This is a genomic window from Streptomyces sp. NPDC107575 (genome assembly GCF_055657265.1).
Genome location: NZ_JBVKBG010000004.1, coordinates 521979 through 546340 on the forward strand (window position 1 = coordinate 521979; position 24362 = coordinate 546340).

Below are 24362 nucleotides of genomic sequence, written 5' to 3' on the forward strand. Positions count from 1 at the left end.
CTCGTCGTGATGGTTCGAGTTGGGCGAGTTGGAGGGGGACAGCCATGACCATTTCCGTCGAGAGCCAGACCGAGAATCGGGCCGGGGGCCAGGTCGCGGACGAGGTGCTGCGGCCGCACGCCGAGGACGCGTTCGCGGAGGAACTCGAGGCGCTCGCCGCCCAGGACGACCGGCCGCGGCCGGCCCGCTGGCGCCTTTCGCCGTGGGCCGTCGCGACGTATCTGCTCGGTGGCACGCTGCCCGACGGCACGGTGATCTCGCCGAAGTACGTGGGCCCGCGCCGCATCGTCGAGGTCGCCGTGACGACGCTGGCGACGGACCGGGCGCTGCTCCTGCTCGGCGTGCCCGGCACCGCCAAGACCTGGGTGTCCGAGCATCTCGCGGCCGCCGTGAGCGGGGACTCGACGCTGCTGGTGCAGGGCACGGCGGGGACGCCGGAGGAGGCCATCCGCTACGGCTGGAACTACGCGCAGCTGCTGGCCAACGGCCCGAGCAGGGACGCCCTCGTGCCGAGCCCGGTCATGCGGGCGATGGCGGAGGGGATGACCGCGCGCGTCGAGGAACTGACCCGCATTCCGGCCGATGTGCAGGACACGCTGATCACGATCCTGTCCGAGAAGACCCTGCCGATACCGGAGTTGGGGCAGGAGGTGCAGGCCGTGCGCGGCTTCAACCTCATCGCCACGGCCAATGACCGCGACCGCGGGGTGAACGATCTGTCGAGCGCGCTGCGGCGCCGCTTCAACACGGTCGTGCTGCCGCTGCCCGCGAGCGTGGAGGACGAGGTCGACATCGTCTCGCGCCGCGTCGACCAGGTCGGCCGCTCCCTGGAGCTGCCCAGCGCGCCCGACGGGATGGACGAGATCCGCCGCGTCGTCACCGTCTTCCGCGAGCTGCGCGACGGCGTGACGGCCGACGGGCGCACGAAGGTGAAGTCGCCGAGCGGCACGCTGTCGACCGCCGAGGCGATCTCCGTCGTCACCAACGGCCTTGCGTTGTCCGCCCACTTCGGGGACGGCGTGCTGCGACCCTCCGACGTGGCCGCCGGAATCCTCGGGGCCGTGGTGCGTGATCCGGCGGCGGACCGCGTCGTCTGGCAGGAGTACCTGGAGGCCGTGGTGCGCGAGCGTGACGGCTGGAAGGACTTCTACCGGGCCTGCCGAGAGGTGAGCGCATGACGACATCGACCGCGGCGGCCGCACCGGCCACGGGCCCCGCGCTGCTGGGTGTGCGGCACCACGGGCCGGGCTCCGCGCGCGCCGTGCGCACCGCGCTCGAGGCCGCGCAGCCGAGGATCGTACTGATCGAAGGGCCGCCGGAGGCCGACGGGCTCGTGCCGCTCGCCGCCGAGGCCGGCATGCGGCCGCCGGTCGCGCTGCTCGCGCACGTCGTGGACGAGCCGGGGAGGTCGGCGTTCTGGCCGTTCGCCGAGTTCTCGCCCGAATGGGTCGCGATCCGCTGGGCGTTGGCGCGCGAGGTGCCGGTGCGCTTCATCGACCTGCCGGCCGCGCACAGCCTCGCGCTGCGGGCCGAGGAGGACGGCGGCGACGGGCAGGAAGGGGAGGCGGGGGAGGGGGACCCCGTACGCGTCGACCCCCTGCGGGTCCTCGCCGAGACCGCCGGGTACGACGATGCGGAGCGCTGGTGGGAGGACGTCGTCGAGCACCGCGACGGCGACGCCTTCGCCGCGCTGGGCGAGGCGATGGGCGCACTGCGGGAGACGTGCGGGGACGGGGGACACAAGCGGGATCTCCTGCGCGAGGCGTACATGCGGCTCCAAGTGCGCGCGGCGCAGCGTGAGTTCGGGGACGCCGTGGCCGTCGTGTGCGGGGCGTGGCATGTGCCCGCGCTGCGGCAGAAGACGACCGTCGCGGCCGACCGCGCCCTGCTCAAGGGCCTGCCGAAGGCGAAGGTCGACATGACGTGGGTGCCGTGGACGCACCGCCGGCTCGCCCGCGTCAGCGGATACGGGGCGGGGATCGAGTCGCCCGGCTGGTACGGGCACCTGTTCAGCGCGCCCGACCGGCCCGTGGAGCGCTGGCTGACCAAGGTCGCGGGGCTGCTGCGGGAGGAGGACCGCATCGTGTCCTCCGCCCATGTCATCGAGGCCGTGCGCCTCGCGGAGACCCTCGCCGTGATGCGCGGGCGGCCGCTCGCGGGGCTCACCGAGACCACGGACGCCGTGCGGGCCGTGCTGTGCGAGGGCTCGGACGTACCGCTGTCGCTCATCCACGACAAGCTGGTCGTCGGGGACGTGCTGGGGGAGGTGCCCGAGGCGGCGCCCGCGGTGCCGCTGCAGCGCGACCTCACGCGGCAGCAGCGTTCCCTGCGGCTCAAACCGGCCGCGGCGGAGAAGGAGTTGGACCTCGACCTGCGGGGCGACACCGACGCCGCGCGCAGCCGCCTGCTGCACCGGCTGCGGCTCCTCGGCGTCGCCTGGGGCGAGCCGGCGAGGTCGGCGCGCGGCTCCACCGGCACGTTCCGCGAGTCGTGGCGGCTGCGCTGGGAGCCGGAGCTGTCCGTGCGGGTCGCGGAGGCCGGGGTGTGGGGGACCACCGTGCTCTCCGCCGCGACCGCCAAGGCGGAGACGGACGCGGTCGCCGCGAGGGCCCTCGCCGATGTCACGGCGCTCGCCGAGGCCTGTCTGCTCGCGGGCCTTTCGGACGCGCTGCCGACGGTGATGCGGATCCTCGCCGACCGCGCCGCCCTCGACGCGGACGTCGGACACCTTGCGGGCGCCCTGCCCGCCCTGGTCCGCGCCCTGCGCTACGGCGATGTGCGCGGCACCGACACCGGCGCCCTCGCCGACGTGGCGGCGGGCCTCGCCGAGCGGGTCTTCGTCGGCCTCCCGCCCGCGTGCGCGGGGCTCGACGTGGAGGCTGCCGAGGAGATGCGCGGCCATGTCGACGCGGTGCACTCGGCCGTCGCGCTCTTGGAGGACGCCGGGGTGCGCGAGCGCTGGCGGACCGTGCTGCGCGTGCTCGCTGAGCGGGACGGCGTGGCCGGGGTGATCCGCGGGCGGTGCGCGCGGGTGCTGCTCGACGAGGGCGTGCTCGATGAGGAGGACGCGGCCCGGCTGATGAGCCTCGCCCTCTCGCCCGGCACCGCGCCGGCGGAGGCGGCGGCGTGGATCGAGGGATTCGTCGGCGGCGGCTCGGGCGGCGGGCTGCTCCTGGTGCACGACGAGCGGCTCCTGGGCCTGGTCGACGCGTGGCTGTCGGGGGTGTCGGGCGACGCGTTCACGGACGTACTGCCGCTGCTGCGGCGGACGTTCTCTGCGTACGAGCCCGGCGTGCGGCGGACCTTGGGCGAGTTGGTCCGGCGCGGGCCCTCCGGCGGCGGGCAGTCCCCGGCCGCCGGTGGCCCGCGCGGCTTCGGCGAGGACCTGGACACGGAACGGGCGGACGCGGTGCTGCCGGTACTGCGCCTCCTGCTCGGCGCGGGCGCAGGCGCGGAGGCGGGCAGCGGAAACGGCGAGGGCGACAACAGCCTTGAGGGGGCGGTGGCATGACCAGCACTGATACCGAAACCGAGACCGGCACGGCCCCCGAAACCCTGACCGGCACCGGCACCGGCACCGGCACCGGGACCGGCACGGACGAGCGGTTGCGGCGATGGCGGCTCGTGCTCGGCGGGGCGGATGCGGACGGCACGGGGTGCGGGCTCGCGGGGCAGGACGCGGCGATGGACGGCGCCCTCGCCGCGCTGTACGGATCGGGTGGCGGCAAGCAGCAGGGCGGCGGCAGCCGGAGCGCGGGGCTCGGGGCGTCCGCGCCCGCCGTGGCCCGCTGGCTCGGCGACATCCGGACCTACTTCCCGTCCTCCGTCGTCCAGGTCATGCAGCGGGACGCCATCGACCGGCTCGGGCTGGCCACGATGCTGCTCGAACCGGAGATGCTGGAGGCCGTCGACGCCGACGTGCACCTGGTCGGCACGCTGCTCTCGCTCAACAAGGCGATGCCCGAGACAACGAAGGAGACGGCCCGCGCCGTCGTGCGCAAGGTCGTCGAGGACCTCGAGAAGAAGCTCGCCACGCGCACCCGCGCCACCCTCACCGGCGCCCTCGACCGCAGCGCCCGCATCCAGCGGCCGCGCCACCACGACATCGACTGGCACCGCACGATCGCGGCCAACCTCAAGCACTACCTGCCCGAGTACCGCACGATCGTGCCCGAGCGGCTGATCGGGTACGGGCGGGCGGCGCAGTCCGTGAAGAAGGAGGTCGTCCTCTGCATCGACCAGTCGGGCTCGATGGCGGCGTCCGTCGTCTACGCCTCGGTCTTCGGGGCGGTGCTCGCCTCCATGCGCTCGATCTCGACCCGGCTCGTCGTCTTCGACACGGCCGTCGTGGATCTGACGGACCAGCTGGACGACCCGGTCGACGTCCTGTTCGGCACGCAGCTCGGCGGCGGCACCGACATCAACCGGGCGCTCGCGTACTGCCAGTCGCAGATCACCCGGCCCGCCGAGACCGTCGTCGTCCTCATCTCAGACCTCTACGAAGGGGGCATTCGCAACGAGATGCTGAAGCGGGTCGCCGCGATGAAGGCGTCCGGCGTGCAGTTCGTGACGCTGCTCGCGCTCTCGGACGAGGGCGCGCCCGCCTACGACCGGGAGCACGCCGCGGCGCTCGCCGGACTCGGCGCGCCGGCCTTCGCCTGCACCCCGGATCTCTTCCCCGACGTCATGGCCGCGGCCATCGAGAAACGCCCTTTGCCGATACCGGACGCCGCATCGGAAAAGGGTGCACCCGCCGCGAACCGGATATGAGTACCCATCGGTAACAGGGGGAACAGGGGGCTTGCGCCGCCTCCCTCGCCCCATGCGAGGATTCGGCCACCGTGACTTCCCCGATGGCACTTCCCGCCCCCGTCGCGCGCCTGGTGCGTGCGACGGCAGGACGGCGTGCGCTGCAACTGGCGCTGCTGTTCGGCGGATTGTTCGCCCTCGGGATCCTGTGCGGCGGCCGGGCGCAGGCGGACGGCCTGTCGGACGCCGGTGCGGCCGGCGCGGATTCGCTCCGGGCGGGTCACGTGGCCGTACGGGAGCATGTGGCCGACTCCGCGCGAAAGTTGCGCGAGACGGGCTCCCGCGAGGCATCGGCTCCCGCCGCCCCGGCCAGCGAGCAGGCCACCGCCCCGGCCACCGAGCGGCCCGCCCAACCGGCCGCCGAGCCCGAGCACATGCACGCGAAGTCCCCCGCGGCGCCCGCGCCCGCCACGGCGCCCGCACCCCCGAGGGACCGCATCGCGACGCCGGAGCGACAGACCACACCTGCCGCCGCCCCGGCATCCGCCGCCACCGACCCCGCCACCGACCCCGCCACCGACCCCGCGCCGATCCGGTCCGCCGAGACGGCACCGAACCCCGCCGACGCACGGCACGCCGCGCACGCCATGCACGCCGTGCGGCACAAGGTCTCGGTGTCCGCCGAATCACTGCGGGAGCGCCTCGAGTCCGTCGGGGGCGAGTCCCTCGGTGACGGGCGGGAGCGCCTGGGGGCCGCGGTCGACGCCGTGCGGTACCTCACCGCCCCGGTCGGTGCCACGGTGCACCGGCTGACCGGTCCGGTCGAGGAGTTGGCGACGCGTGCCGTCGCCGATCTCGTCGACGTGGTGCCGGGGCAGCTGACGGACGTCGGCCTCGGCGGGCTCGTGGACATCGTGGACCCGGCCGAGCTCCGGCCGGAGCCGCCCGCCGCCACCGAGCCGCCCGAGGCGAGCGCCCCGGCGGAGCGGGAGCACGGTGAGCGGCCTGCCGCCGCGCAGGCCGCGGACCGTTCCCACGCCGCGGCGAGCGGCCCGCAGGCGTACGACGTCGAGCGCTTCGGCGACGTACAGCAGGCGGACGCGGGAGCGCGGGCCGAGGCGCGGCCCGCGGCACCCGTCGTGCCGCAGCGTCCCGACGGTGTGCCGTCGGCGGGCGCGAGCGCGGGCGACGGCGGCTCCTCGCGCCACGGTGATCTGCACGCGGCGGCCTTCGGTGGCCGTGCGCCCGTTCTGCTCGCGGTCGGCGGCACCGCCTCCGCGGGCACCTCGCCGGTGGTCGACCGGCTGCGCGACATTCCCGAATTCCCCGGCTAGGGCAGCCCTTCCCCGCTCGCGACCTGCCGCGCGGGGGCGGAACAGGTCTGCCCAACCCGTTGAAGTGAATTCGAAGGAACTGACGTACCCATGAACAAGAACATCCGCCGCTCCATCGTCATAGCCGCCGGCGTCTCCGGTGCCTGGGCCCTCGGCTCCGCCGTGGCCAGCGCCGACGAGCTGCCCGTGCACTCGGTGTCCGTTCCGGACCTCGCCGGTGACACGGTCTCCGACGTGCAGAACACCACGTCCGACGTGCAGGACACGGCGTCGAAGGTGACCGACAAGGTCGCCGACAACCAGGTCACCGACAAGGTCGCCGGCACCCAGGTCGCCGGCAAGGCCCAGGGCGCCGCTCAGCACGCCAAGGCCCAGGTGCAGTCGACGGTCCACCAGGCCGCCGCCAAGGCCAAGGCCCCGCAGGTGCAGACCCCGGACGTGCAGGCCCCCGACGTCCAGGCCCCGAACGTCGCCGACGTCCAGGGCCGTGCCCAGGAGGGCGTCGACTACCTGTTCGGCCCGCTCGACGCCTTCGCCCCGCAGCTCCAGCAGGAGCTGACGCAGGCCGCCGCCCAGGCCCCCGCCTACGTGCAGGACAACGCGCAGGGCACCGCCCAGGGCGCCGTCGACAACGTCCGCACGAACACCGCCCCGGCCGTCGGCGAGACCGCCGACGCCGTGCTGCCGCCCGTCGCGAACACCGCCGTGCAGGGCGTGCTCCCGGTCGCGGGCCAGGCCGTCGGCGACGTGACCACCCTCGCGGGCGGTGCGGTCGGCGACGTGACGCCGTTCGCGCAGACCCTCGTCGGCGACAACGTCGCGCCGTTCGCCGCCGGTGTCACCGGCCAGGTCCAGCCGCTGGTCCAGGGCGTGGCGGGCGACAACGTCGCCCCCTTCGCGCAGAGCGTGGTCGGCAACGACGTCACCCCGTTCGCGGGCGGCGTCGTGGACGCGGTCCAGCCGCTCGTGCAGACCGTTGTGGACCACGTCCAGCCGGTCGTCGGCGGCGTCGGCACCAGCGCGCAGGGCCTGGCGCAGGGTGTCACCGGCGACGTGCAGCCGCTCGCGCAGGGCCTGGTCGGCGACAACGTGGCCCCGTTCGCGCAGACCCTGGTCGGCGACAACGTCGCCCCGCTGGCCGGCGGCGTGACCCACGAGGTCGCCCCGTTCGCCCAGGACCTGACCGGCACGGTGCGCGCCGACGCCCAGCCGCTCGCGGGCAACGCCGTCACCGGCGTGCAGGGTGTCGCCGGTTCGGTCGCGCCCAGCTACCTGCCCGGCGTCTGACCGACGCGACGGTGCCCGGACGGCCGAAAGCCGTCGGCCGGTTCGGGTCGCTTTCCGTGTATGACGGCGGGTGGTCCGCTTGGGGACGTGACCACCCGCTGACCTGCGGCCTCACTGGGCGTACCCCCGCCCGGTGAGGCCGTTCCCATTCCCCGGGGCCCTCGGCAGCACCGTAAAAAGCACCGCAAACGGGACGCTCTGTGATGGGTATCACCGCTCAGGTGTGATCTGCGATTTAGAAGCCGTCGCTGAGCAGCGATAACCTGCGAGACGGACATGCCGCGTACTCGGTCACCGTGTACGCCTCCCTAGTGACAGCAAGTGGTGCCGGCGACGGCGCCCGTCACGTGTGACAGCGGAGTCACGTTGCCCCTCGCGGCACGCCCACGCAGATAACGAACCGCGAGATCACTGATAGGGACGGACGCGCGTGGACCTGTTCGAGTACCAGGCGAGGGACCTCTTCGCCAAGCACGGTGTACCGGTGCTGGCCGGTGAAGTCATCGACACGCCTGAGGCGGCCCGCGAGGCGACCGAGCGTCTTGGCGGCAAGTCCGTCGTCAAGGCGCAGGTGAAGGTCGGCGGCCGCGGCAAGGCCGGCGGCGTGAAGCTGGCCGCCACCCCCGACGAGGCCGTGCAGCACGCGACCAACATCCTCGGCATGGACATCAAGGGCCACACGGTCCACAAGGTGATGATGGCCGAGACGGCTCCGGAGATCGTGGAGGAGTACTACGTCTCCTTCCTCCTGGACCGCACCAACCGCACCTTCCTCTCCATCGCCTCCGTCGAGGGCGGCATGGAGATCGAGGAGGTGGCGGCCACCCGCCCGGAGGCCGTCGCCAAGACGCCGATCGACGCCAATGAGGGCGTGACCCCCGAGGTCGCCCGCAAGATCGTCACGGACGCCAAGTTCCCGGCCGAGGTCGCCGACCAGGTCGCCGAGATCCTCCAGACGCTGTGGAAGACCTTCATCGAGGAGGACGCCCTCCTCGTCGAGGTCAACCCGCTCGCGAAGGTCGCCTCCGGCAAGGTCATCGCCCTCGACGGCAAGGTGTCCCTGGACGAGAACGCCGGCTTCCGGCACCCCGACCACGAGGCCCTTCAGGACAAGGACGCGGCCGACCCGCTCGAGGCCGCTGCCAAGGAGAAGGACCTCAACTACGTCAAGCTCGACGGCGAGGTCGGCATCATCGGCAACGGTGCCGGTCTGGTCATGTCGACGCTCGACGTCGTCGCGTACGCCGGTGAGAACCACGGCGGCGTGAAGCCGGCCAACTTCCTCGACATCGGTGGCGGCGCGTCCGCCCAGGTGATGGCGAACGGCCTGGAGATCATCCTCGGCGACTCCGACGTCAAGTCGGTCTTCGTCAACGTCTTCGGCGGCATCACCGCCTGCGACGAGGTCGCCAACGGCATCGTCCAGGCGCTCGCCCTGCTCGAGGAGAAGGGCGAGAAGGTCGAGAAGCCGCTCGTCGTCCGCCTCGACGGCAACAACGCCGAGCTGGGTCGCAAGATCCTCTCCGACGCCAACCACCCGCTGGTGCAGCGCGTGGACACCATGGACGGCGCGGCCGACAAGGCCGCCGAGCTCGCGGCCGCGAAGTAAGGACGAGGACTAAACAGCCATGGCTATCTTCCTCAACAAGGACAGCAAGGTCATCGTCCAGGGCATGACCGGTGCCACGGGCATGAAGCACACCAAGCTCATGCTCGCCGACGGCACGAACATCGTCGGCGGTGTGAACCCCCGCAAGGCCGGTACGTCCGTCGACATCGACGGCAACGACATCCCGGTCTTCGGCTCCGTCGCCGAGGCGATGGAGAAGACGGGCGCCAACGTGTCCGTGCTCTTCGTCCCGCCGGCCTTCTCGAAGGCCGCCGTGGTCGAGGCCATCGACGCCGAGATCCCGCTCGCGGTCGTCATCACCGAGGGCATCGCCGTCCACGACTCCGCCGCGTTCTACGCGTACGCGAAGTCGAAGGGCGACAAGACCCGCATCATCGGCCCGAACTGCCCCGGCCTCATCACGCCGGGCCAGTCGAACGCCGGCATCATCCCGGGCGACATCACGAAGCCGGGCCGCATCGGCCTGGTCTCGAAGTCCGGCACGCTGACGTACCAGATGATGTACGAGCTCCGTGACATCGGCTTCTCGTCCGCCGTCGGCATCGGTGGCGACCCGGTCATCGGCACGACGCACATCGACGCGCTCGCCGCGTTCGAGGCCGACCCCGAGACCGACCTCATCGTCATGATCGGCGAGATCGGCGGCGACGCCGAGGAGCGCGCGGCCGACTACATCAAGGCCAACGTGACGAAGCCGGTCGTCGGCTACGTCGCGGGCTTCACGGCGCCCGAGGGCAAGACCATGGGCCACGCCGGCGCCATCGTCTCCGGCTCCTCCGGCACCGCGCAGGCGAAGAAGGAGGCCCTCGAGGCCGCCGGCGTCAAGGTCGGCAAGACGCCGACCGAGACGGCGAAGCTGGCGCGCGAGATCCTCTCGTAACCAGCCGCACTCCGCACAGCAGTGGGCCCGCACCGGTGACGGTGCGGGCCCACTGTCCTTGCGCTACCTCGTCATCGCGCTACTCCGTGCGGGGCGCGAGCCGCTCAGGGCCTCCGCTCAGCTTCTCCCGCAGTTCCTTGCGCAGCTCCAGGTCCGCGGGCGTCAGCGGTTCGGGGCCCGTCAGCGGCGGCACGCCCGCGATCGGGGAGCCCGGCGCGGGGACCGGCTCGTAGTGCGTGGGCGCCACCCGCACGGTCAGCGCCGTGGCGCCGATGATGAAGACCGTGAACGCGACGGCCGCCCGCGTCCAGAACCGGGTGCGCTTCTCGCCGCCGCTGCGCACCACCGTGGACACGGGCGCGTCGAGGCGTTCCGAGCCCGCCAGCTCCGTGAGCCGCTGGTGCAGCTGCTCGGGGACGGCGAGGTCGGGCAGCCGCTGGGCGACGGCCTCCCGGGCGTGCAGGATGCGGTTGGCGGCGGCCGGCGTGCTGGCCTCCGTCTCCGCCGCGGTCTCCGGCAGATCCAGGCCCACCCCGTCGTACAGCAGCAGCGTGCGCCGGTAGACGGGCGGCAGGTCGAGGAGCGCGCCGAGCAGCTCGCGGTCCTCGGGGGTGGCGGGCGGCGCCTCCGGTTGACGCTTGCCGGGGCGCAGGCCGTGCCAGGGCGACATCGCGTACTCGTACGCCGCCGCCCGCACCCAGCCCGCCGGGTCCGGGTCGACCGCCACCTCGGGCCACTGCTGCCAGGCCTGCTGGAAGGCGCGCTCGACGGCCTCCCGGGCGAGGATCCGGCGGCCGGTGAGCAGATAGGTCTGCCGGACGAGGAACGGCGCGGCGTGCGTGTACAGCGCGTCGAAGGCCTCGGCGGCGGTACGGGCACGGGACGCCGCCAGGGGAGCGGGCTCCCGTTCCGCGACGGCCACGACCGTGGCCCCGGCCGTCGGCGGCTCGGGTTCTTGTATCGCGGTGGCGGCGGTCAGGCCCGGTCCCGCCGTCATCGGAGCGGCCGCCGTCGTCGGGGACGGCTCCTCCGCGGCGGTCAGCTCCGCGAGCAGCTGTGCGTACGCCTCCCGCTTCTGACCCTTTGGAGTGGTGCGGCCGGCCTCCCAACGGCGGACGGTCTCGCGGGTCACGCCGACCCGCTCGGCGACCTCGTCACGGGAGAGCGAGCCGCCCTCGCGGAGCCTGCGGCGCTCCTTGGGCGGCGGCAGTGGGGTGGCAGCGCCCTGAGTCATCGTGAACTCCACACACCCTTTCGTGCGAAAAAGAACATAAACGTATCTTGTGCGACACATCCGGGCTTCGCCTGTTGCGCGAGGTAAGGGCGTGTCGTTGGGAGCATGGGCCGGTGACCCAAATGACCGGCCGTGGACTGTCGTTGCCCCTGCTCGTGACCCGGCTGCGGGAACGGGCCCCGGGACCCGTCGGGGCCGCGCTGCGCGGGGCCCTCGCGGCGGGGCTCGGCCTCGGGGCGTGCGCCGTGCTCGTGATGGTGCTGTGGATCAGCTCGCCGTTCCCCGACAGCGGCTCCGACGGCGCCCTGCACACCGCCGCCGCGCTGTGGCTCCTGGCGCACGGCGCCGAGGTGATCAGAACGGACACCCTGTCCGGGGTGCCCGTCCCGCTGGGAGTCAGTCCCCTGCTGCTGCTCGCGATGCCCGCGTGGCTGCTGCACCGGGCGGCGCGCGACGCGGCGGAGGAGTCCGAGTCCGTGGCGGGCGTCTGGGCCGGTGTGGCGGTCGGCTATCTGTCGGTGGCGGCCGCGGCGACGTACTACTGCGCGGGCGGTGAACTGCGCCCCTCCTGGGTGAGTTGTGCGGCGCATCTGGTCGTGCTCGCGGCGGCCGCGGCGGGCTTCGGGGTGTGGACGGCGCACGGACGGCCGTACGGGCCGCTGCCGGGCCGGCTGGCGGGGCTGGTCCCGGAGGGCTTCGTACGGGAGGTGGCGCCGGTCGCCGTGCGGGCGGCGGTGGCCGGGGTGCTCGCGCTGGTCGCGGGCGGGGCGCTGCTGGTGGCCGGGATGCTCGTCTGGCACGGGGAAGCGGTGCGGGAGTCGTTCCTGCAGCTCACGGGGGCCTGGTCGGGGCGGCTCGCGGTGCTGCTGCTGTGCGCGGGGCTCGTGCCGAACGCCGCGATCTGGGGGTCCGCGTACGCGCTCGGGCCCGGGGTCGTGCTCGGCGTCGGGCACACCGTGGGGCCGCTGGGGAGCTCGGGGGCGGCGATGCTGCCCGCGTTCCCGCTGCTCGTGGCGGTGCCGAAGGCGGGGGACGGGGCGCCGCTCACCTGGGCCGTGGGGGCGATTCCCGTGGTGGCGGGCGTGGTCGTGGCCGGGTTCGTGCTGTCCGGCGGGGCGGACTGGGGGTGGCGGCGGATCGCGGGCGGCGTGGCCGTGGCCGGCGCGCTGTGCGGGGCGGCGATGGGGTGCCTGGCGGGGGCCGCGGGCGGGGCGCTCGGCCGCTCGGTGCTCGCGGAGTTCGGGCCGGTGGGCTGGCTGACCGGGGCGGTGGCCGCGGGGTGGATCTGCGTGGTGGGGGTGCCGGTGGCGTCGGCGGCGTGGTGGTGGCGGACCCGCGAGGACCGGGCCACCGAGCCCGGCCCCGAGCCCGAGCCCGGGACACCGCCGGCCCACCCGGAACCGACGACGGCACAGAAGGACGAGTCCTTCGCCCTCTACGACTTCTTCGACGAGGAGCCGCACACGTCAAGCCCGTCCGGCGGTATTTCAAGCCCCGCCGGCGATTGAGGCGCGGGGTCCGGGGCAGAGCCCCGCGACCGCACCCCCGCCTCAGCGCACACCGAGCAACGGCCGCAGCTCCTTCGGCAACAGATCCTCACAGGACTTCTGCGCCGCACTGGTCAACGCATCCGCCTTGCACTCGTAATAGTCGGAGTACACCAGCTTCGCCGTGAACAGCGACGCCACCATCGCGAGCGCGAGCGCCCCCGTGACCAGGCCGCTGATCGCCGCCGTCGTCTGCGGGCGCGCGGCCTCCGGGCCCGCGGGGCGGGGCGTCGCGGGCGCCGGGGCGTCCGGGTCCGCCGGGCGGGACTTCATGCGCAGCGCGCTGACGCCCCAGTACAGGGCGAGCGCGCCGAGCAGCAGTGCCACGTACGGCCAGTTGAACAGGGAGAAGAAGAAGCCCCACATGCCGGAGAGCAGCGCGTAGCGAGCTCGGCGCTGCGCCGGGTCCGTCGGGTCCCAGCGCATGCCGCCGGGGCCCGGGCCCTGCCCGCCGTTCTGCCCCTCGGGTCCGCCGTTCCCGCCGGTGCCCGGGCGGTCGCCGAAGCGGCCGCCCTGGGCGCGGCCCGGCTGACGGTCGCTCCACTGGCCGCCCCACGGCGAGTTGCCCCCGCCCTGGCCGGAACCGGAACCGGATCCCGAGTCGGAGTCGGAGCCCTCCGGGTGGCGCGGCTGCCACGGCCTGTCGGGCGCGTCCTCGGCCGGCGGCGCGAACGGATTGCTGTCCCGGGGCTCGTCCGACTCCTTGGACGGCGGCGACGGCGGCGTGGGTCGGCCTTCGCGCGGCAGGACGGCGCCGGTGGGCAGCGTGAGGCGAAGGCTTCGGTCCGGCATCAGATGTGCGTCTTCCCCTAGGTCGTCGGTCACGGGACCGCTGGCGCGGCTCGGCTTGGCACGTTCTTCACGTCAACGTCCGATGGCCGCTCAGCGTTCCGTTCCGCCGACGCTACCTGGCGTCCCGCCCGCCGCCCACCGCCGCCCTTCCAAAGAATTGCTTCGCAACGCCCCTCCTGATCCCCCGTCCCGTGGGGGCCGTCGGCAGTGCCGGTATCGTTGCTGCCGGTCGGCCGCTTCGTAGGGTTCCCCGTATCGGGGAAGGCGAAGCGTTCATGCGAACGCACAAAGACGCTGCCCCACAGGCCGACCGCGCACCGTAGCTCCCCTAGAAAGGGCCCCGTCGTGGCCAAGGCCAAGCGCCTCGTCGTGCTGGTCTCCGGATCAGGAACGAATCTGCAGGCACTCCTCGACGCGATCGCGGCGCAGGGGACCGACGCGTACGGCGCCGAGATCGTGGCGGTCGGAGCCGACCGCGAGGGCATCGCGGGGCTCGAGCGCGCCGAGCGCGCGGGCCTGCCCACGTTCGTGTGCCGCGTGAAGGACCACGCCACCCGCGAGGAGTGGGACCGCGCGCTGGCCGAGGCCACCGCCGCGTACGAGCCGGACCTGATCGTGTCGGCGGGGTTCATGAAGATCGTGGGCAAGGAGTTCCTGGCCCGCTTCGGCGGGCGGGTCGTCAACACGCACCCCGCCCTGCTGCCCAGTTTTCCCGGTGCGCACGGTGTGCGGGACGCGCTCGCGTACGGCGCCAGGGTCACCGGATGCACCGTCCACTTCGTCGACGACGGCGTCGACACCGGCCCGATCATCGCCCAGGGCGTGGTCGAGATCCGGGACGAGGACGACGAAAGCGCTCTGCACGAGCGCATCAAGGAAGTCGAGCGCACGCTGCTCGTCGATGTCGTGGGGCGGCTCGCCCGTCACGGCTTCAGCATTGAGGGACGAAAGGTAGTTATCCCGTGAGCGCCGAGAACAAGCGGCCCATCCGCCGTGCACTGGTGAGCGTCTACGACAAGACCGGTCTGGAGGAGCTCGCGCGCGGGCTCCACGAGGCGGGCGTCGAGCTGGTCTCCACCGGCTCCACCGCCGGGAAGATCGCCGGCGCGGGCGTGCCGGTCACCAAGGTCGAGGAGCTCACCGGGTTCCCCGAGTGCCTCGACGGCCGCGTGAAGACCCTGCACCCGAAGGTGCACGCCGGCATCCTCGCCGACCTGCGCCTGGAGGACCACCAGAAGCAGCTCGCCGACCTCGGCGTGAAGCCCTTCGACCTCGTGGTCGTGAACCTGTACCCGTTCAAGGAGACCGTCGCCTCCGGCGCGACCCCCGACGAGTGCGTCGAGCAGATCGACATCGGCGGCCCCTCGATGGTGCGCGCCGCCGCCAAGAACCACCCGTCGGTCGCGGTCGTCGTGAACCCGGCCGCGTACGGCAGCGTGCTGAGCGCCGTCGCGGACGGCGGGTTCGACCTGACCGCCCGCAAGCGGCTCGCCGCCGAGGCGTTCCAGCACACCGCCGCGTACGACGTGGCGGTTGCCTCCTGGTTCGCCGACGACTACGCCGCCGCCGACGACTCCGGCTTCCCGGACTTCATCGGTGCCACGTACGAGCGCAAGAACGTCCTGCGCTACGGCGAGAACCCGCACCAGGGCGCGGCCCTCTACGTCGACGGCACCCGTGGTCTCGCCGAGGCCGAGCAGCTGCACGGCAAGGAGATGTCGTACAACAACTTCACGGACACGGACGCCGCGCGCCGTGCCGCGTACGACCACACCGACCCGTGTGTCGCGATCATCAAGCACGCGAACCCGTGCGGCATCGCCGTCGCCTCGAACGTCGCGGAGGCGCACCGCAAGGCCCACGCCTGTGACCCGCTGTCCGCGTTCGGCGGCGTCATCGCCGTGAACCGCCCGGTCACCAAGGAGATGGCGGAGCAGGTCGCCGAGATCTTCACCGAGGTCATCGTCGCGCCCGACTACGAGGACGGCGCCCTCGAGGCCCTCACCAAGAAGAAGAACATCCGCGTGCTGCGGGCCCCGAACGGCCCGTCCGCCAAGGTCGAGACGAAGCAGATCGACGGCGGCGCGCTCCTCCAGGTCACCGACCGCCTCCAGGCCGACGGCGACAACCCCGCCTCCTGGACCCTCGCGACCGGCGACGCCCTCTCCCAGGGCGAGCTGGACGAGCTGGCGTTCGCCTGGAAGGCCTGCCGCGCGGTGAAGTCCAACGCGATCCTGCTCGCCAAGGACGGCGCCTCCGTCGGCGTCGGCATGGGCCAGGTCAACCGCGTCGACTCCGCGAAGCTCGCCGTCGAGCGGGCGGGCGAGGAGCGGGCGCGCGGCTCCTACGCCGCCTCGGACGCGTTCTTCCCGTTCCCGGACGGTCTGGAGATCCTGACGGCCGCGGGCGTCAAGGCCGTGGTCCAGCCCGGCGGTTCGGTCCGCGACGAGCTGGTCGTCGAGGCCGCGAAGAAGGCGGGCGTGACCATGTACTTCACGGGCACGCGCCACTTCTTCCACTGATCCGCGGCAGCTGATCAACGGCAGCCGATCCACGGCCGCTGATCAACGCATCGCACGACGAAGGGCCCGCCGGTCGAGACCGGCGGGCCCTTTCGTTCGCGGACCGCGTCAGGAGTTCGTGACGACGGCCGTCTTCGCGGCCTTGTCGTGCCAGCCCTGGAGGCGGCCCGACTTGTCCCAGAACGGGGACAGGTAGACGAGCAGCGCGCCGATGTAGCAGACGAACGCGCCGACCATCGGGATCAGGTAGCGCACGAGCGCCGCGCCGAAGCTCGGCTTGGCACCGGTCTCGGCGTTGATGACACGGACGCCGACGGCGAGCTTGCCCAGGGTGGCGCCGACCGTGGAGATCATGATCGCTTCGTAGAGGAACATGATCGCCGCGAGGACACCCAGGACCGCGAGCATGGCGACGAACACGTTGGACGAGGCGTCGTCCACGCAGGACTGGTAGTCCGACGCGTACGGGTCGCAGTCGCTGACCGACGACACCGATCCGACGACGCCGACGACGGAGACGATGCCGTAGATGACACCGATCAGGGCGCCGTCGATGGCGCGGGCGCCGAGGCGACGGCCCATCGAGGCCGGGGCGCCAGGACCCGACTGCGGGAAGTAGCCGCCCGGGCCGCCCTGCTGCGGGTACGCGCCGTACGGCTGACCCGGCTGCTGCTGGGGGTACCCGTAGGGCTGGCCGGGCGGCTGCTGCTGCGGGTAGCCGTAGCCCTGCGGCGGCACGCCCTGCGGCGCCTGCTGGGGGTACCCGCCCGGCTGGGGCGGCTGCTGGCCGTACGGGTTGTTCTGCGGCGGCTGCTGGGGCTGCTGGCCGTAAGGGTTGTTGGGGTCGCCGAAACTCATGGCGGGTGTTCCTCCGTTGCTGACGCGGGGACGGCGCGGACAGCGAAGAGGAACGGGCCAGGTACCTGGCCGCGCGAGTAAATGGACTCCCCCGAGCTGCCCCCTGCCGCCGCCCCCGACACTCCCCGCGGCAATGCACCGGCCATGTTCCCGCGCGCGCGGGAACACTGTCCAGCCGGAGGGTGCACTTGTTGTGCAAGTGCAATGTGGGACGCCCGGAGGAGTGCGGTGTCAAGCAAAGGTACGAGAACCGGCCAGGGGCGAACTTGGGTCATGACACACCGCCCTGCGAGAATGGCGCCATGACCGCCCAGATTCTCGATGGCAAGGCCACCGCAGCCGCGATCAAGTCCGATCTGACCGCCCGCGTGGCGGCGCTGAAGGAGAAGGGGGTCACGCCGGGGCTCGGCACGATCCTCGTAGGGGAGGACCCCGGAAGCCAGAAGTACGTAGCGGGCAAGCACCGTGACTGTGCGCAGGTCGGCATCGCGTCGATCCAGCGCGAGCTGCCCGCGACGGCCACGCAGGAGGAGATCGAGGCCGTCGTCCGCGAGCTCAACGAGGACCCGGCCTGCACCGGCTACATCGTCCAGCTCCCGCTGCCCAAGGGCATCGACGAGAACCGCGTCCTGGAGCTGATGGACCCGGACAAGGACGCCGACGGCCTGCACCCCATGAACCTCGGCCGCCTCGTCCTCAACGAGCCGGCGCCGCTGCCCTGCACCCCGTACGGCATCATCACGCTGCTCCGCAAGCACGGCGTGGAGATCAAGGGTGCGGAGGTCGTCGTCGTCGGCCGCGGTGTCACCATCGGCCGTCCGATGCCGCTGCTGCTCACCCGCAAGTCCGAGAACGCGACCGTGACGCAGTGCCACACCGGCACCCGCGACCTGGCCTCGCACCTCAAGCGGGCCGACATCATCGTGGCCGCCGCGGGCGTGCCGCACCTGGTCAAGCCGGAGGACGTGAAGCCCGGCGCGGCCGTGCTCGACGTCGGTGTCTCGCGCGACGAGAACGGCAAGATCGTCGGCGATGTGCACCCCGGCGTCGCCGAGGTCGCCGGCTGGATCTCCCCGAACCCGGGCGGCGTCGGACCGATGACCCGCGCCCAGCTCCTCGTGAACGTGGTCGAGGCCGCCGAACGGGACGCGAACGGTGTCGGCTGACGCCGCGGGCGCTGCCATGGGCGCAGCCGAGGGTGCCGCGGACGACGCGAAGAAGCCCGGCAGCCGCCGCTTCCCGCGGATCACGCGCGACACCGCGCGCCCCGAGGGCGGCGGCCGGGCCGCCGGCGGGGACGCGCCCGCGCCCGCCCGCCAGTGGCCGCTGATCGCCGTGCTCTCGGTGACCGCGCTCGGGCTGTTGCTCACGGCCTTCGGGCTGTTCCGCGTCGGCACGATGCTGGTGGGGATCGCGCTGGTCGGCGGGGCCGTGCTGCGCTGGCTGCTGCCGGACGTCGGGATGCTGGCGGTGCGCTCGCGCTTCACCGACATGATCACGTGTGCGGGCCTCGGCATCGTCATCGTGCTGCTGGCGATGATGGCGCAGCCCGAGCCGTGGCTGACGATTCCGTTTCTTCAGGACACCCTCCACTTCACGGTGCGGTGAGCCGTCGGTGAGCCACTGACGACCCCAAGTGACAGGCGGGGCCTCCAGGTTGGAGGCCCCGCCTCCTTTTGTGGTGATCTCCGGCACGTTCTCGGGGTTTTCCGCACGCAGGGCCCGGTGCACGCTGTCGAATGACCCCATACGCCCCCGGACCGGGAACTGACATCCTGGTTTCCCGCATCCCAATGGGTAGCCAGTGGGGGCCGAAGCGCGAAGCGCGGCGGGGGGAACAGGGCTCGCGGGGGGAATAGGGGGAAGGGCGATATGCCTCGTTGGAAGGCGCTTCCGGATGAACTCGACCCACAGGTCAGGGAGTTCGCCGGACAGCTGCGCCGGCTTGTGGACCGCAGCGGCCTGGGGATCGCCGCGCTCGCGGACCGCACCGGGTACAGCAAGACGTCCTGGGAGCGGTATCTGAACGGGCGGCTGCTCGCGCCCAAGGGCGCCATCGTGGCGCTCGCCGAGGTGACCGGCACCAATCCCGTGCATCTGACCACGATGTGGGAGCTCGCCGAGCGCGCGTGGAGCCGCTCCGAGATGCGCCACGACATGACCATGGAGGCCATCCGGATATCCCAGGCGCGGGCCGCGCTGGGCGAGTTCGGGGGGCCCGCGCAGGCGACGCAGACGAAACCGGCCAAGCCCGCCAAGCAGGCCGGGCCCGCCCGGCAGGGCAGGGCGAAGGGCCCGACCGTGCCGCCGCAGGCGGCGGCGCCGAGCGTGGACCAGTTCGGTCCCGCGCCCGTGCTGTCCCCGCAGGAGCCGCCGCGGGGCGCGGTGCCGGGCGGCGGGGGCGCCCGCCGCAGGCTGCTGATGTTCGGGGCCGGGGCCCTGGGCGCGGCCCTGATCATCGCCGTCGGCTTCTTCGTGCTCAAGGGGACCGGGGGCGAGCCCGAGGCCAAGAAGTCCCCCTCGCCGAGCGCGAGCGCGCCCCAACTGCCCGCGGGCGTCAAGTGCGTGGGCGCGGGCTGCGGCGGCAAGGACCCGGAGGCCATGAACTGCGGCGGCGACCTCGCCCTGAACTCGACGGAGGCCGTGATCGGCACTGTCACCGTCCAGGTCCGCTACAGCAAGACGTGCAAGGCGGCCTGGGCCCGGATCCAGGGCGCGGCCCCCGGTGACGTAGTGCGGCTCCAGAAGGGCACGACGTCGTCGAAGAAGGGCACGGTCAGCGCCTCGGACACGGACGCGTACACGCCGATGATGGCCGTGGACGCGGCCTCCGACGTCAAGGCGTGCGCGACGCTCGCGAGCGGGCAGAAGGGCTGCACCAAGTAGCTCCGAACGAACGGGGCATGGCCGCGCCGCTTCGGGGAAGGCGCAGCACTACCCCCACGGGAGCGCGCAGGAGCACCCCCACGGCGGCCGTCTGAGTCTTTCTCTCCCGGACTCGGCGGCCGTCCCTGTGTTCGGACGATGGCACGGGTGAGTGGGCTGTGGGCCGGGCCACATGTACCTGTGGTTCCCCTGCGGGCGGGGCGCGATAGCCTGACGAACGGATCTCTTGATACCAAGAGATCGATCAAATTGACCTGCTGTCCTACGGAGAACGCCATGACCCGCACTCCCGTGAACGTCACCGTCACCGGCGCCGCCGGCCAGATCGGCTACGCACTGCTCTTCCGCATCGCCTCCGGCCAGCTGCTCGGCGCGGACGTGCCGGTCAAGCTGCGTCTCCTGGAGATCACCCCGGCGCTCAAGGCCGCCGAGGGCACCGCCATGGAGCTCGACGACTGCGCCTTCCCGCTGCTTCAGGGCATCGACATCACCGACGACCCGAACGTCGCCTTCGACGGCACGAACGTCGGTCTCCTCGTCGGTGCCCGCCCGCGCACGAAGGGCATGGAGCGCGGTGACCTCCTCGAGGCCAACGGCGGCATCTTCAAGCCGCAGGGCAAGGCCATCAACGACCACGCCGCGGACGACGTCAAGATCCTGGTCGTCGGCAACCCGGCGAACACCAACGCGCTGATCGCCCAGGCCGCCGCCCCGGACGTACCGGCCGAGCGCTTCACCGCGATGACCCGCCTCGACCACAACCGCGCGCTGACCCAGCTCGCGAAGAAGTCGGGCGCCACCGTCGCCGACATCCAGCGCCTGACCATCTGGGGCAACCACTCGGCGACCCAGTACCCGGACATCTTCCAGGCCACGGTCGCCGGCAAGCCCGCCATCGAGGCCATCGGCAACGACGAGAAGTGGCTGGCCGAGGACTTCATCCCGACCGTCGCCAAGCGCGGTGCCGCGATCATCGAGGCCCGTGGCGCGTCCTCCGCCGCCTCCGCCGCCAACGCCGCCATCGACCACGTCCACACGTGGGTGAACGGCACGGCCGAGGGCGACTGGACCTCCATGGGCATCCCGTCGGACGGCTCGTACGGCGTGCCGGAGGGCATCATCTCGTCCTTCCCCGTCACCACGAAGGACGGCAAGTACGAGATCGTCCAGGGCCTGGAGATCAACGAGTTCTCGCGCACGCGCATCGACGCGTCCGTGCAGGAGCTGGTGGACGAGCGCGAGGCCGTGCGCGGCCTGGGCCTCATCTGAGTTCAGCCCTCGCTTGAGCCCCGCTCGACGCGGGGCCCGCAACCGCCCGTGGCGGGTCGATCACGACCCGCCGCGGGCGCTTTCGTTTGTCCGTTTTGCCCTGGGTCTACGGTGATGCAGCGCACTTTTGGTCAGGGTTCGCGCATGCTTTCCCCTGCCCAGGGCAGGGGCCTGCATCGTCACCGTAGAGATCGCCGAAAGGGCGTTTGCGGTGGTCGGGGGACATTCCCGGAACGGAAGGCGAAGCAGGTCGTGTCAGTGCAGAACACCATTCATGTCGACGGAGAGTGGCGCGGGGCCGCAGCAGGGGCCACGCGCGAGATCCTCGACCCTGCGGATGCCAAGCCGTTCGCCGTGATCGCCGAGGGCGGCACCGAGGACGCGGACGCCGCGATCGCCGCCGCCCGCAAGGCCTTCGACGAGGGCCCCTGGCCGACGACGCCCGTCGCCGAGCGCGCCGCGCTGCTGCGCCGCGTCGCCGACCTGCTCGTCCGGGACCGGGAGAAGATCGGCCTCCTGGAGAGCCGGGACGCGGGCAAGACCGTCGAGGAGGGTCGCGTCGACGTCGACTGCGTCGCCGACGCCTTCCGCTACTTCGCGGACCTCGTCATCGGCGAGGGCGCGGGCCGCGTCGTCGACGCCGGCTCCGACGACATCCACAGCGTCGTCGTGCACGAGCCCATCGGCGTCTGCTCGATGATCACGCCGTGGAACTACCCGCTCCTGCAGGCGAGTTGGAAGATCGCCCCGGCGCTCGCCGCGGGCAACACCTTCGTCATCAAGCCGAGCGAGATCACGCCGCTGACGACGGTCGTCCTCGTCGAGCTGCTGGTCGAGGCCGGGCTCCCGCAGGGCGTCGCCAACATCGTGACCGGGCCCGGCGCCACCGTCGGCGCCCGCTTCGCCGACCACCCCGACGTCGACCTCGTCTCCTTCACCGGTGGCCTGGTCAGCGGCACCAAGGTCGCGCAGGCCGCCGCCGCGGACGTCAAGAAGGTCGCCCTCGAACTCGGCGGCAAGAACCCGAACGTGGTCTTCGCGGACGCCTGCGAGACCGACGAGGACTTCGACACCGCCGTCGACCAGGCGCTCAACGCCGCCTTCATCCACAGCGGCCAGGTCTGCTCCGCGGGGTCCCGCCTCATCATCGAGGAGTCCGTGCGCGAGCGCTTCGTCGCCGAACTCGCCCGCCGCGCCGAGAAGATCCGCCTCGGCCGCGGCACCGAGGAGGGCGTCGAGTGCGGCCCGCTCGTCAGCGAGCCCCAGCGCGACAAGACCGAGGGCTACGTCGCGTCCGCGCTCGCCGAGGGCGCCGTGCTGCGCTGCGGCGGCAAGCGCCCCGAGCCGTCCGAGGTCCGCCCGGCCGAGGGCTACTTCTACGAGCCGACCGTCCTCGACCAGTGCCACCGCGAGATGCGTGTCGTCCGCGAGGAGACCTTCGGTCCGATCCTCACCGTCGAGACGTTCCGCACCGAGGACGAGGCCGTCGAGCTCGCCAACGACACCGAGTACGGCCTCGCCGGCGGCGTCTGGACCACCGACGCGGGCCGCGCCCGCCGCATGGCCCGCCGCCTGCGCCACGGCACCGTCTGGATCAACGACTTCCACCCCTACCTGCCGCAGGCCGAGTGGGGCGGCTTCGGAAAGAGCGGTGTCGGCCGGGAGCTCGGCCCCGCCGGGCTCGCCGAGTACCGCGAGAGCAAGCACGTGTACCAGAACCTGGCGCCGAAGCCGGTCCGCTGGTTCGCGGGCTGACCGCTCCCCCCACCCGTCCTCGTACGTCCCCCATTACGCGAAGCACCTTGCAACGCCTTGGAGTTGAGCAGAGCAATGTCTGAGAACACCTACGACTACGTCATCGTCGGTGGCGGCACCGCGGGATCGGTGATCGCTTCCCGGCTCACCGAGAACCCGGACGTCACCGTCGCCGTCATCGAAGGCGGACCCAGCGACATCGACCGCGACGACGTGCTGACGCTGCGCCGCTGGCTCGGCCTGCTCGGCGGCGACCTGGACTACGGCTACACGACGACGGAGCAGCCGCGCGGCAACTCGCACATCCTGCACAGCCGCGCCAAGGTGCTGGGCGGCTGCTCGTCGCACAACACGCTCATCTCGTTCAAGCCGCTGCCCGGCGACTGGGACGAGTGGGCGGCCGCGGGCGCCGAGGGCTGGGACCACAAGGCGATGGACCCGTACTTCGGCAAGCTGCGCAACAACATCGTGCCGGTCGACGCCAAGGACCGGAACGCGATCGCGAGCGACTTCGTCGAGGCCGCGCAGGCCGCGACGGGCGTGCCGCGCGTCGAGGGCTTCAACAAGGGCCCGTTCAAGGACGGCGTCGGCTTCTTCGACCTGGCGTACCACCCCGAGAACAACAAGCGCTCCAGCGCGTCGGTGGCGTACCTGCACCCGCACATGGAGGCGGGCGACCGTCCCAACCTGACGCTGCTCCTGGAGACCTGGGCGTACAAGCTGGAGTTCGAGGAGGGCGCGGAGGGCCTGACCGCGCGCGGCGTGCGCGTGCGCGGCAAGGACGGCGTCGAGAAGCTCATATCCGCGCGCACCGAGGTCCTCGTGTGCGCCGGCGCCGTCGACACGCCGCGCCTCCTGATGCACTCCGGCATCGGCCCGAAGGCCGACCTGGAGGCCCTCGGCATCCCGGTCCTGCACGACCTGCCGGGCGTCGGCGAGAATCTGCTCGACCACCCGGAGTCGGTCATCGTCTGGGAGACGAACGGGCCGATCCCCGAGAACAGCGCGATGGACTCCGACGCGGGTCTGTTCATCCAGCGGGACCCGGAAGCGGCCGGGCCCGACCTGATGTTCCACTTCTACCAAATCCCGTTCACGGACAACCCGGAGCGCCTCGGCTACGTGCAGCCGGAGCACGGGGTGTCCATGACGCCGAACATCCCGAAGCCGAAGAGCCGCGGACGGGTGTACCTGACCAGCGCGGACCCCGAGGTCAAGCCCGCCCTCGACTTCCAGTACTTCACGGACGAGGACGACTACGACGGCAAGACCCTTGTCGACGGCATCAAGATCGCTCGTGAGATCGCCAGGACGGAGCCGCTGGCCGGCTGGCTCAAGCGCGAGGTGTGCCCCGGCCCCGACGTCACGGACGACGAGGCGCTCAGCGAGTACGCGCGCAAGGTCGCGCACACCGTCTACCACCCCGCGGGAACTTGCCGCATCGGTGCTGCGGACGACGAACTCGCCGTGGTAGACCCCCAGTTGAAGGTCCGCGGGCTGAATTCCATCCGTATCGCCGATGCGTCCGTCTTCCCGACGATGCCCGCGGTGAACCCGATGATCGGGGTGCTCATGGTCGGGGAGAAGTGCGCCGAGTTGCTGGGTGGTGATGCGTAATG

19 protein-coding genes are annotated in these 24362 nt (G+C 72.3%); 16 read left to right on the forward strand and 3 right to left on the reverse strand.

Translation table 11 applies throughout. From position 1 onward, the window contains the following. Window positions 1-44: 44 nt before the first annotated feature. The 7 genes from ACZ7L4_RS22035 to sucD all read left to right on the forward strand — a co-directional run bounded on the left by ACZ7L4_RS22035 (window position 45) and on the right by sucD (window position 9880). The gene (locus ACZ7L4_RS22035) at window positions 45-1178 is read left to right on the forward strand and encodes an ATP-binding protein (RefSeq protein ID WP_472104787.1); all 1134 of its coding nucleotides are present in this window, start codon (window positions 45-47) and stop codon (window positions 1176-1178) included. Then, the gene (locus tag ACZ7L4_RS22040) at window positions 1175-3511 is read left to right on the forward strand and encodes a DUF5682 family protein (RefSeq protein WP_472104789.1); all 2337 of its coding nucleotides are present in this window, start codon (window positions 1175-1177) and stop codon (window positions 3509-3511) included. Before ACZ7L4_RS22035 ends, ACZ7L4_RS22040 begins: the two co-directional genes overlap by 4 nt. Further along, window positions 3508-4770, forward strand: coding sequence for a VWA domain-containing protein (locus ACZ7L4_RS22045; protein ID WP_472104791.1), 1263 nt, complete (start codon window positions 3508-3510; stop codon window positions 4768-4770). Before ACZ7L4_RS22040 ends, ACZ7L4_RS22045 begins: the two co-directional genes overlap by 4 nt. Before the next feature lie 83 nt (window positions 4771-4853). Beyond that, window positions 4854-6083, forward strand: coding sequence for a hypothetical protein (locus ACZ7L4_RS22050; RefSeq protein WP_472104793.1), 1230 nt, complete (start codon window positions 4854-4856; stop codon window positions 6081-6083). Between the two features lie 90 nt (window positions 6084-6173). Then, window positions 6174-7370 carry a hypothetical protein gene (locus ACZ7L4_RS22055; RefSeq protein ID WP_472104795.1) on the forward strand — a complete coding sequence of 399 codons (1197 nt, stop codon included), beginning with the start codon at window positions 6174-6176 and terminating at the stop codon, window positions 7368-7370. 430 nt (window positions 7371-7800) lie between these two features. Continuing rightward, entirely contained in the window at window positions 7801-8979 is a 1179-nt protein-coding gene (sucC, locus tag ACZ7L4_RS22060; RefSeq protein ID WP_450814955.1) for an ADP-forming succinate--CoA ligase subunit beta, read from the forward strand. 19 nt (window positions 8980-8998) lie between these two features. Beyond that, on the forward strand, window positions 8999-9880 hold the full coding sequence (gene sucD, locus ACZ7L4_RS22065) for a succinate--CoA ligase subunit alpha (protein ID WP_385756027.1): 882 nt from the start codon (window positions 8999-9001) through the stop codon (window positions 9878-9880). Between the two features lie 79 nt (window positions 9881-9959). On the opposite strand, the gene ACZ7L4_RS22070 is transcribed toward sucD, so the two are convergent. Further along, window positions 9960-11114 carry a helix-turn-helix domain-containing protein gene (locus tag ACZ7L4_RS22070; protein WP_472104798.1) on the reverse strand — a complete coding sequence of 385 codons (1155 nt, stop codon included), beginning with the start codon at window positions 11112-11114 and terminating at the stop codon, window positions 9960-9962. 122 nt (window positions 11115-11236) lie between these two features. On the opposite strand from ACZ7L4_RS22070, the gene ACZ7L4_RS22075 reads away from it, so the two are divergent. Further along, on the forward strand, window positions 11237-12622 hold the full coding sequence (locus ACZ7L4_RS22075; RefSeq protein ID WP_472104800.1) for a cell division protein PerM: 1386 nt from the start codon (window positions 11237-11239) through the stop codon (window positions 12620-12622). 42 nt (window positions 12623-12664) lie between these two features. On the opposite strand, the gene ACZ7L4_RS22080 is transcribed toward ACZ7L4_RS22075, so the two are convergent. Continuing rightward, window positions 12665-13453, reverse strand: a complete 789-nt coding sequence (locus ACZ7L4_RS22080; RefSeq protein ID WP_472104802.1) for a hypothetical protein — start codon at window positions 13451-13453, stop codon at window positions 12665-12667. 345 nt (window positions 13454-13798) lie between these two features. Between ACZ7L4_RS22080 and purN the strand changes: the two genes are divergently transcribed. Further along, complete coding sequence (purN, locus tag ACZ7L4_RS22085; protein ID WP_472104803.1) at window positions 13799-14419, forward strand: phosphoribosylglycinamide formyltransferase; 621 nt, start codon at window positions 13799-13801, stop codon at window positions 14417-14419. Beyond that, window positions 14416-15975 (forward strand): bifunctional phosphoribosylaminoimidazolecarboxamide formyltransferase/IMP cyclohydrolase, encoded by a 1560-nt coding sequence (gene purH / locus ACZ7L4_RS22090; RefSeq protein ID WP_472104805.1) that lies wholly within the window; start codon window positions 14416-14418, stop codon window positions 15973-15975. The genes purN and purH overlap by 4 nt, the downstream gene beginning before the upstream one ends. Window positions 15976-16083: 108 nt before the next feature. Here the strand turns inward: purH and ACZ7L4_RS22095 are convergent, their stop codons facing one another. Next, window positions 16084-16833 carry an RDD family protein gene (locus tag ACZ7L4_RS22095; RefSeq protein WP_472104807.1) on the reverse strand — a complete coding sequence of 250 codons (750 nt, stop codon included), beginning with the start codon at window positions 16831-16833 and terminating at the stop codon, window positions 16084-16086. Between the two features lie 302 nt (window positions 16834-17135). Here ACZ7L4_RS22095 and ACZ7L4_RS22100 point away from each other — a divergent pair, with 302 nt between their 5' ends. The 6 genes from ACZ7L4_RS22100 to ACZ7L4_RS22125 all read left to right on the forward strand — a co-directional run bounded on the left by ACZ7L4_RS22100 (window position 17136) and on the right by ACZ7L4_RS22125 (window position 24360). Beyond that, window positions 17136-17999: a bifunctional methylenetetrahydrofolate dehydrogenase/methenyltetrahydrofolate cyclohydrolase gene (locus ACZ7L4_RS22100; protein WP_472104808.1), complete on the forward strand. Its 864-nt coding sequence runs from the start codon at window positions 17136-17138 to the stop codon at window positions 17997-17999. Window positions 18000-18015: 16 nt separating this feature from the next. Then, window positions 18016-18441: a DUF3017 domain-containing protein gene (locus tag ACZ7L4_RS22105; RefSeq protein WP_472104810.1), complete on the forward strand. Its 426-nt coding sequence runs from the start codon at window positions 18016-18018 to the stop codon at window positions 18439-18441. 264 nt (window positions 18442-18705) lie between these two features. Next, window positions 18706-19719, forward strand: a complete 1014-nt coding sequence (locus tag ACZ7L4_RS22110; protein ID WP_472104812.1) for a helix-turn-helix domain-containing protein — start codon at window positions 18706-18708, stop codon at window positions 19717-19719. A gap of 276 nt (window positions 19720-19995) precedes the next feature. Then, window positions 19996-20988: a malate dehydrogenase gene (locus ACZ7L4_RS22115; protein WP_450814965.1), complete on the forward strand. Its 993-nt coding sequence runs from the start codon at window positions 19996-19998 to the stop codon at window positions 20986-20988. 252 nt (window positions 20989-21240) lie between these two features. After that, window positions 21241-22743: an aldehyde dehydrogenase family protein gene (locus ACZ7L4_RS22120; RefSeq protein ID WP_472104814.1), complete on the forward strand. Its 1503-nt coding sequence runs from the start codon at window positions 21241-21243 to the stop codon at window positions 22741-22743. 75 nt (window positions 22744-22818) lie between these two features. Next, on the forward strand, window positions 22819-24360 hold the full coding sequence (locus ACZ7L4_RS22125; RefSeq protein ID WP_472104816.1) for a GMC family oxidoreductase: 1542 nt from the start codon (window positions 22819-22821) through the stop codon (window positions 24358-24360). Window positions 24361-24362 lie beyond the last annotated feature (2 nt).

Excerpts from the sequence above, each read along its gene's own strand:
- ACZ7L4_RS22035 (WP_472104787.1), top strand. The coding sequence starts at position 45 with ATGACCATTTCCGTCGAGAGCCAGACCGAGAATCGGGCCGGGGGCCAG.
- ACZ7L4_RS22040 (WP_472104789.1), top strand. The coding sequence starts at position 1,175 with ATGACGACATCGACCGCGGCGGCCGCACCGGCCACGGGCCCCGCGCTG.
- ACZ7L4_RS22045 (WP_472104791.1), top strand. The coding sequence starts at position 3,508 with ATGACCAGCACTGATACCGAAACCGAGACCGGCACGGCCCCCGAAACC.
- ACZ7L4_RS22050 (WP_472104793.1), top strand. The coding sequence starts at position 4,854 with ATGGCACTTCCCGCCCCCGTCGCGCGCCTGGTGCGTGCGACGGCAGGA.
- ACZ7L4_RS22055 (WP_472104795.1), top strand. The coding sequence starts at position 6,174 with ATGAACAAGAACATCCGCCGCTCCATCGTCATAGCCGCCGGCGTCTCC.
- sucD (WP_385756027.1), top strand. The coding sequence starts at position 8,999 with ATGGCTATCTTCCTCAACAAGGACAGCAAGGTCATCGTCCAGGGCATG.
- ACZ7L4_RS22070 (WP_472104798.1), bottom strand. The coding sequence starts at position 11,114 with ATGACTCAGGGCGCTGCCACCCCACTGCCGCCGCCCAAGGAGCGCCGC.
- ACZ7L4_RS22075 (WP_472104800.1), top strand. The coding sequence starts at position 11,237 with ATGACCGGCCGTGGACTGTCGTTGCCCCTGCTCGTGACCCGGCTGCGG.
- ACZ7L4_RS22080 (WP_472104802.1), bottom strand. The coding sequence starts at position 13,453 with ATGCCGGACCGAAGCCTTCGCCTCACGCTGCCCACCGGCGCCGTCCTG.
- ACZ7L4_RS22095 (WP_472104807.1), bottom strand. The coding sequence starts at position 16,833 with ATGAGTTTCGGCGACCCCAACAACCCTTACGGCCAGCAGCCCCAGCAG.
- ACZ7L4_RS22100 (WP_472104808.1), top strand. The coding sequence starts at position 17,136 with ATGACCGCCCAGATTCTCGATGGCAAGGCCACCGCAGCCGCGATCAAG.
- ACZ7L4_RS22105 (WP_472104810.1), top strand. The coding sequence starts at position 18,016 with ATGGGCGCAGCCGAGGGTGCCGCGGACGACGCGAAGAAGCCCGGCAGC.
- ACZ7L4_RS22110 (WP_472104812.1), top strand. The coding sequence starts at position 18,706 with ATGCCTCGTTGGAAGGCGCTTCCGGATGAACTCGACCCACAGGTCAGG.
- ACZ7L4_RS22115 (WP_450814965.1), top strand. The coding sequence starts at position 19,996 with ATGACCCGCACTCCCGTGAACGTCACCGTCACCGGCGCCGCCGGCCAG.
- ACZ7L4_RS22125 (WP_472104816.1), top strand. The coding sequence starts at position 22,819 with ATGTCTGAGAACACCTACGACTACGTCATCGTCGGTGGCGGCACCGCG.